Raw genomic sequence first — 7,855 nt, 5'->3', positions numbered from 1 at the left:
ACTCGCCACCCGCTACAAGGCCGGAGTCCACCTGGCCGCACTCATCCTCTGGCTCCGCGAACCCACCCAAGATCCTTTGTCAGACAGTGCCTAGGTGGTGGCTTCTCTCTTCAACCTCCGGACCGCCCTGCATCAGCGCCGAGCCGTGCACTCATGGTCCAGGGGGCACCGCTGCCCGGTCTGGAGCGCGCCCTGGACGTCGCTGAGAAGCCCGCGACTCGGCTGTGCCCGCTGTGCGGATGCTTCAGAGATCCCCACCGGCAGTAATCGGCACCTGGTGCGGGGCAGGAACCTGGTCACGGCCGGCGCTTCGGGCGGCCGGCTGAAGCCTGCCGCGTGTCCGCGCCGGAGCTGACGTGCCGCTGTGTCTCCTGGGGGCCGTGCCAGTCCAGGCACATCACGGTGGCATCGTCTTCGAGCCGACCGCCGGCGGCGTCCCGGACTGCGGACGTCAGCATCAACGCGGTCTCCCGCGGGTGCAGGTCCCGGGTGCGCTCCAGCAGGGCGGGCAGGTCGACCTGCTCCCCGTGACGTTCCAGCATGCCGTCGGTGAACATGAGCACACGGTCACCATGGCGCAGATCGAGGTCCTGAACGCGGTAGGGGCGGGTCGCGAACTCGGACAGCCCGAAGGGATGGTCCACCTCGCAGGTGATCACCTCCACCGCCCCCTCGCGCATCCGCAAGGGCCAGGGGTGACCGGCGTTGACGAGCTGGGCCTGCCCGGTGCGGAGATTGATGCGCAGCAGTTGCCCGGTGGCGTGACCGTGGCCGTGGTCGGCCAGTGCCTGGTCGGCCAGGTGGGCCTGTTCGGCCAGGCCGGCTCCCGCGCGGCGGGCGCCGCGCAGGGCGCTCACCAGGACCGTGGCGGCCAGGGCCGCATCGATGTCATGGCCCATGGGGTCGGTCACCGAGATATGGAGGGTGTCGCGGTCCAGGGTGTAGTCGAACGTGTCGCCGCTGAGGCCTTCGGAGGGCTCCAGGCTCCCGCACAGGGTGAACTGTGCGGCCTCGCACGACAGTGCCGGGGGCAGCAGCTGGTACTGGATTTCTGCTGCCAGGGTGGGAGGCCTGGAGCGTTTGCCCCACGTGTAGAGGTCGGTGAAACGCCCATTGGCGATCACGACATAGGCCAGGATGTGGGCGGCTTCCCCGACCTCATCAAGGACGTCCTCGCCGGGGGCGGCCGGCAGGAGCAGTTCCAGCAGCCCGATCGCATCTCCCCGGTTGGTGACCGGCACGATCACCCGCTGTCCCTGACCGGTCGCCTCTTGATACAGCCGCTGGGTACGGATCACCTCCTCGTACACGCTGCCGAACAAGGGGATCCGCTCGGCCTCCCGCTCACCCTCCGCAGGGGCGGTGGACAGCCGCGCCACTGCCTTCCCCGTCAGGTCCACGATGAGGAAGGAGACCTTCGCGGCTTTGAAGCGCCGCCGCAGGTCCTCGGCGACCACGTCGACGGCCTCCACCGGGGCCGCCGTCTCCGCTGCCGTCAGCAACCGGGGAAGTCCGCTCTGCACACCACTCACGACCACAGTCCCTTCCACCGGCACAGCTCCAGATGGCACTGGCGAAAGCGGATGCAGCGGTCCTCGATCACGCCGACCACGTTGAACGGCGCCGTCACCAGGCCGCACGAAATGGCTCCGGACCATACGCTTCGGGGCATGGCAGACCTCCGCAGGTAGCCCCGAGCATCTTCAGCCTAAGACTCACGCACCCCCTGAGCTTCCTGCGACCGCTACCGGCTGCCGCAGCGGCACGCTCGGACAGTTCCCGATCGACGGCACCGACCCCGCGCCCATCAGCCAGGACCGGTGGGCACCCCATGAACGCACCACCCCGACCACCGGCGGAGCCGGGATGCCAGGCTCGTCGTCAGTGACCTGGTCACCAATGCGTTGCGCACGGTCCGGACCGCCTGGCACTGACCGTGACACCCGACGCCGCCCTGCTGCGCATCACCGTGCATGACAGCTCCCCTCGCCCGCCCGCACTTCGCGCCTACGACTTCCGCCGCGTCGGCCGGCACGGCCTGCAGCAGGTCGCCCGCCTGTGCGACCAGCTGCACACCATCGCCCCGGAGAGCGGCCAGCAGATCGTCGCTCACCTGTGTCTTTGCCACCCCGTCGGCCAGGCGTCGTCTCCGGTGGCAGTGCACGCCTGCTCGGGGCGCCCTCTCGGCTGAACGGCTTGGTGATGTAGTCGTCGGCGCCCGCGTCAAGTGCGGCGACCTTCTCCTGGGAGGCGCGGCGTGCCGACAGCACCAGGATCGGCACGCGGGTGCAGCCGCGCAGCGCCCTGATGACGTCGGTACCGTCCATGTCGGGCAGGCCCGGGTCGAGCAGGACCACATCCGGCTGGCGGGCCGCGGCCAGCCGGAGCGCGGTGGTGCCGTCGGGCGCAGGATCCACCCTGTTCAGGCGGGCTGTCAGGTCGATCACGAGGGCCCGGACGAGCTGAGGGTCGTCCTCCACCACCGGTAGCCGGGTCATCGGGCTACGCCCTTCCTGCCTGTACGGAGGGCCGGATCGTATGGATCATGCGGAACCGGCCTTATGGCGGCGGGAGTCGACGCCTCGGGATGTCTCCCGGTACGCCGACTCCCGCATGGTGCACGTAAGCCCATCAGCTTTTCGCCAGGAGGTCCTTGAGGGAGATGTTGAGCTCGAGCACATTGACCCGGGGTTCGCCGACGAAGCCGAGGGTGCGGCCGTCGGTGTGCTCGTCGACCAGCTTCCGCACCTGGGCGACGGACAGGCCGTTCTTCTCGGCGACCCGGTGGACCTGGATGTCCGCGTAGTCGGGCGAGATGTCCGGGTCCAGACCGGAGCCGGAAGACGTCACGGCGTCGGCGGGCACGGCGGAGGGCTTCACCATGTAGCCGTCGACCGAGTTGTCCTTCACGACGGCGGCCTTGGCGGCGGTCACCCAGTCGATCAGGTCCTTGTTGTCACCGGACCGGTTCGTCGCGCCGGAAAGGATCAGCTTGTACTGGGTGTTGACGCTATTGGTGCCCAGGCCGTTCGCCGGGCGGCCCTGGAACCACTTCAGGTCGGGCTCCGGGGTCTCCTGCCCTTCCTTCAGCGGCAGGTTGTACGACTGCCCGATCAGGGACGAGCCGACGACCTTGCCGTCCGCCTTGATCTCGGAGCCGTTCGCCTGGTCGTTGAAGAGCGCCTGCGCCACACCGGTGACGGCAAGCGGGTAGATCACGCCCGTCACCACCGTCAGCACCAGCAGGGCGCGCAGCCCCGCCCACAGCAACCGGGCGGTGTTCGATACCGAGTTGTTCATGGGGATCAGCACGCTTTCAAGAAATTACAGCCCGGGGATGAGGGAGATGAGCAGGTCGATGAGCTTGATGCCGATGAACGGGGCGATCAGGCCGCCGATGCCGTAGATCGTCAGGTTGCGCCGCAGCATCCTGTCCGCGCTGACCGGCCGGTATCGCACGCCCTTCAGGGACAGCGGGACCAGGGCGATGATGATGAGGGCGTTGAAGATGACGGCGGAAAGGATCGCGGAGTCCGGCGAGGACAGGCCCATGATGTTGAGCCTGTCCAGGCCCGGGTAGACCGCCGCGAACAGCGCCGGGATGATCGCGAAGTACTTCGCGACGTCGTTGGCGATGGAGAACGTCGTCAACGCGCCTCGGGTGATGAGGAGTTGCTTGCCGATCTCGACGATCTCGATGAGCTTGGTCGGGTTGGAGTCGAGGTCGACCATGTTGCCGGCCTCCTTCGCGGCCGACGTGCCCGTGTTCATCGCGACGCCGACGTCCGCCTGGGCGAGCGCGGGTGCGTCGTTGGTGCCGTCACCCGTCATCGCGACGAGCTTGCCGCCCGCCTGCTCCCGCTTGATGAGCGCCATCTTGTCCTCGGGAGTGGCCTCCGCGAGGAAGTCGTCGACACCGGCCTCCTCGGCGATCGCCTTCGCCGTGAGCGGGTTGTCGCCCGTGATCATGACGGTCTTGATGCCCATCCGGCGCAGTTCGTCGAACCGCTCACGCATGCCGTCCTTGACGACGTCCTTGAGGTGAATGACGCCCAGCACACGGGCGCCTTCGGTGTCTTCGACGGCCACGAGCAGCGGCGTGCCGCCCGCTTCGGAGATCCGGTCGGTGAGCGCGCCGGCGTCCCTCGACACCTCGCCGCCCTGTTCCCGGACCCAGGCGACGACCGAACCGGCCGCGCCCTTGCGGATCTTCCGGCCGTCGACGTCCACACCCGACATCCGGGTCTGAGCGGTGAAAACGATCCACTCGGCGCCCTTGAGTTCTCCCTGCCGGCGCTCGCGCAGCGCGTACTTCTCCTTCGCCAGGACGACGATGGAGCGGCCTTCCGGGGTCTCGTCGGCCAGGGACGACAGCTGGGCGGCGTCGGCGAGTTCGGCTTCGGTGGTGCCGCTCACCGGCACGAACTCGGCGGCCCGGCGGTTGCCGAGGGTGATGGTGCCGGTCTTGTCGAGCAACAGGGTCGACACGTCACCGGCGGCCTCGACGGCCCGCCCCGACATGGCCAGGACGTTGCGCTGCACCAGCCGGTCCATGCCCGCGATGCCGATCGCCGACAGCAGCGCGCCGATCGTGGTGGGGATGAGGCAGACCAGCAGCGCCACCAGCACGACCATCGTCAGATGCGTGCCCGCGTAGTCCGCGAACGGCGGCAGCGTCGCCACCGCGAGCAGGAAGACGATCGTCAGCGAGGCGAGCAGGATGTTCAGCGCGATCTCGTTCGGCGTCTTCTGCCGGGCCGCGCCCTCGACCAGGGCGATCATGCGGTCGATGAAGGTCTCGCCCGGCTTCGTCGTGATCCTGATGACGATCCGGTCGGAGAGAACCTTCGTGCCGCCGGTGACAGCGCTCCGGTCACCGCCCGACTCACGGATGACGGGCGCCGACTCACCGGTGATCGCCGACTCGTCGACGGACGCGACGCCCTCGACGACGTCACCGTCGCCCGGGACGATGTCGCCGGCCTCGCACACGACCAGGTCGCCGATGCGCAGTTCGGTGCCAGGCACCTGTTCCACGCGGTCACCCGCCAGCCGCCGGGCCACCGTGTCGGTCTTCGCCTTGCGCAGGGTGTCGGCCTGCGCCTTGCCCCGGCCCTCGGCGACCGCTTCCGCCAGGTTGGCGAAGACGACGGTCAGCCACAGCCAGGCGCTGATGGTCCAGCCGAACCAGTCCCCCGGGTCCTTGAACGAGAAGACCGTGGTCAGCAGGGAGCCGATCCACACCACGAACATCACGGGCGACTTGACCATCACCCGCGGATCGAGCTTGCGGAAGGCGTCCGGCAGCGACTTCAGCAGCTGCTTCGGGTCGAACAGACCCGCGCCGACACGTCCTTCGTCCTTGTGGCCGGTCGGCACATCACGGTGCGGCGCCCGGGCCGGAGTGGCTGTGGACATCGAGTCCTCTTGCTTCTCTGTACGAGTGGTCATGACGCCAGCCCCTCGGCCAGCGGTCCCAGCGCGAGCGCCGGGAAGTAGGTCAGACCGGTGATGATCAGGATCGCGCCCACCAGCAGGCCGGTGAACAGCGGCTTCTCGGTGCGCAGGGTGCCCGCGGTCGCCGGCACGGGCCTCTGCTCGGCGAGCGAGCCGGCCAGGGCGAGGACGAAGACCATGGGCAGGAAGCGGCCGAGCAGCATGGCCAGCCCGATGGTGGTGTTGAACCACTGGGTGTCGGCGTTCAGGCCCGCGAAGGCCGAGCCGTTGTTGTTGGCGCCGGACGTGTAGGCGTACAGGATCTCGGAGAAGCCGTGCGCCCCGCTGTTGGTCATCGAGTTGCCGGGCGTGGGCAGCGCCATCGCCGCAGCGGTGAAGACGAGCACCAGCGCCGGGGTGATGAGGATGTAGCAGGCCGCGAGCTTGATCTCGCGGGTGCCGATCTTCTTGCCCAGGTACTCGGGGGTCCGGCCGACCATCAGGCCGGCGATGAACACCGCGATGACCGCCATGATCAGCATGCCGTAGAGGCCGGATCCGGTACCGCCGGGCGCGATCTCACCGAGCTGCATGCCGAGCATGGTGATGCCGCCGCCGAGGCCGGTGAAGGAGGAGTGGAAGGAGTCCACCGCGCCGGTCGAGGTCAGTGTGGTCGCCACCGCGAAGATCGACGAACCGCCGACGCCGAACCGGGTCTCCTTGCCTTCCATGGCGCCGCCGGCGATGTCGAACGCCGGGCCGTGGTGGGCGAACTCGGTCCACATCATCAGCGCCGTGAAGCCGATCCAGATGGTGGCCATCGTGGCGAGGATCGCGTAGCCCTGCCTGAGGCTGCCGACCATCCGGCCGAAGGTGCGGGTCAGGGCGAACGGGATGAGCAGGATCAGGAAGATCTCGAAGAGGTTCGTGAACGGGGTGGGGTTCTCGAAGGGGTGGGCGGAGTTGGCGTTGAAGTAGCCGCCGCCATTGGTGCCCAGCTCCTTGATGACTTCCTGCGAGGCGACAGCGCCGCCGTTCCACTCCTGCGAGCCGCCCATGAACTGGCCGACCTCGTGGATGCCGGAGAAGTTCTGGATGGCGCCGCACGCGACCAGCACGATCGCGCCGATCACCGAGATCGGGATCAGGACGCGGACGGTGCCGCGCACCAGGTCCGACCAGAAGTTGCCCAGCTCACCGGTGCGGGACCGGGCGAAGCCGCGCACCAGCGCGACGGCGACGGCGATGCCGACGGCCGCGGAGACGAAGTTCTGCACCGCCAGGCCGGCCGTCTGCACGACGTGGCCCATGGCCTGCTCGCCGTAGTACGACTGCCAGTTCGTGTTCGACACGAAGGACGCGGCGGTGTTGAACGCCTGATCCGGGTCGATCGCCTGGAAGCCGAGCGAGCCGGGCAGGTGGCCCTGGAGCCGCTGGAGCAGGTAGAGGAAGAGGACGCCGACCGCCGAGAAGGCCAGCACACCGCGCAGATACGCGGGCCAGCGCATCTCGGTGTTCGGGTCGGCGCCGATGCCCTTGTAGATCCACTTCTCGACACGCAGGTGCTTGTCGGAGGAGTAGACCTTGGCCATGTAGTCGCCGAGCGGGATGCAGGCGAGCGCCAGTGCCCCTGTCAGGGCGAGCAGCTGGAGCACGCCGGCAAGTACGGGTCCCATATCTGTTCTCAGAACCTCTCCGGGAAGATCAGGGCGAGGATCAGATAGCCCAGCAGGGCGACGGCCACGACGAGGCCGACGATGTTCTCGGCGGTCACAGCTTGGTCACCCCCCTGGCGACAAGAGCCACCAACGCGAACACCGCGATCGTGGTGACGACGAAGGCCAGGTCGGCCATCGCGAGCTCCTAGAAGAGGTTCGGATTGAACGGACGATTCGAGGAAACCGCCTTCATGGCCGGATTCGGTCGCCGTTGACACCTCCCTTACGGCAACGGGTCCGGCTTTGACGGAACTCTTACGGCCGCCCCTCCATCTGCGGGAACGAGTCCACCCGTCCACTTGAACAGCGCGCCGGCCCGCCCCGAGCAGAGGCGGGTCGGCGGGAAATGTTCAGGTGCCGAGGAACGCGGAGACGGTGAGATCAGGAGATCCGGAACCGCAGTCGGCAGATCACCGCGTCCGTGTGCCACGCTGTCCACGAACTATGAGCTGTTCACAAGATCTGCCCAACTGACACCAACTTCCCCAAGCCGATGGAGCCGCGGCCCGGCAACGCGTACCGGCCGCCGGATCTGACGTACGTCCCCACCCCTCACCCGCAATGTGCTGGGACCTGCCCAGAGGGCCAGTAGAACTCGGCGGCGGTGCAGCCCGCATGGTTCCCACAGAAACGACCGGGCCCGGAAGGAGGCGATGGCGCACATCGGACCAGGCCCGCGGATGGATCCGCGGGCCTGGTCC

At 68.3% G+C, this 7,855-nt stretch carries 7 protein-coding genes and 1 pseudogene; 1 reads left to right on the top strand and 7 read right to left on the bottom strand.

Features of this window, described 5'->3' with window-relative positions; genetic code table 11:
- Positions 1-296: 296 nt before the first annotated feature.
- Both ACFWBD_RS41305 and ACFWBD_RS41300 read right to left on the bottom strand, forming a co-directional pair.
- Positions 297-1,532 (bottom strand): PP2C family protein-serine/threonine phosphatase, encoded by a 1,236-nt coding sequence (locus tag ACFWBD_RS41305; RefSeq protein WP_385679329.1) that lies wholly within the window; start codon positions 1,530-1,532, stop codon positions 297-299.
- Positions 1,529-1,672, bottom strand: coding sequence for a hypothetical protein (locus ACFWBD_RS41300; RefSeq protein ID WP_385679326.1), 144 nt, complete (start codon positions 1,670-1,672; stop codon positions 1,529-1,531). Before ACFWBD_RS41300 ends, ACFWBD_RS41305 begins: the two co-directional genes overlap by 4 nt.
- A 264-nt stretch (positions 1,673-1,936) precedes the next feature.
- Between ACFWBD_RS41300 and ACFWBD_RS41295 the strand changes: the two genes are divergently transcribed.
- Entirely contained in the window at positions 1,937-2,191 is a 255-nt protein-coding gene (locus tag ACFWBD_RS41295) for a hypothetical protein (protein WP_385679332.1), read from the top strand.
- Here ACFWBD_RS41295 and ACFWBD_RS41290 read toward each other — a convergent pair.
- The 5 genes and pseudogenes from ACFWBD_RS41290 to kdpF all read right to left on the bottom strand — a co-directional run.
- Positions 2,118-2,498, bottom strand: a pseudogene (locus ACFWBD_RS41290) (response regulator); the annotation flags it as partial. The gene ACFWBD_RS41295 and the pseudogene ACFWBD_RS41290 overlap by 74 nt on opposite strands.
- 133 nt (positions 2,499-2,631) lie before the next feature.
- Positions 2,632-3,300: a potassium-transporting ATPase subunit C gene (locus ACFWBD_RS41285; RefSeq protein WP_385679323.1), complete on the bottom strand. Its 669-nt coding sequence runs from the start codon at positions 3,298-3,300 to the stop codon at positions 2,632-2,634.
- Positions 3,301-3,324: 24 nt separating this feature from the next.
- A complete protein-coding gene (gene kdpB / locus ACFWBD_RS41280; protein WP_385679320.1) occupies positions 3,325-5,451 on the bottom strand; it encodes a potassium-transporting ATPase subunit KdpB in 2,127 nt (708 codons plus the stop codon).
- Positions 5,448-7,112 carry a potassium-transporting ATPase subunit KdpA gene (gene kdpA, locus ACFWBD_RS41275; RefSeq protein WP_385679317.1) on the bottom strand — a complete coding sequence of 555 codons (1,665 nt, stop codon included), beginning with the start codon at positions 7,110-7,112 and terminating at the stop codon, positions 5,448-5,450. Before kdpA ends, kdpB begins: the two co-directional genes overlap by 4 nt.
- Before the next feature lie 8 nt (positions 7,113-7,120).
- Positions 7,121-7,210, bottom strand: a complete 90-nt coding sequence (gene kdpF, locus ACFWBD_RS41270; RefSeq protein ID WP_256916116.1) for a K(+)-transporting ATPase subunit F — start codon at positions 7,208-7,210, stop codon at positions 7,121-7,123.
- Positions 7,211-7,855 lie beyond the last annotated feature (645 nt).

Source organism: Streptomyces sp. NPDC060002 (assembly GCF_042737245.1).
Lineage (GTDB): Bacteria > Actinomycetota > Actinomycetes > Streptomycetales > Streptomycetaceae > Streptomyces.
This window is presented reverse-complemented; position numbering and strand designations above follow the sequence as displayed.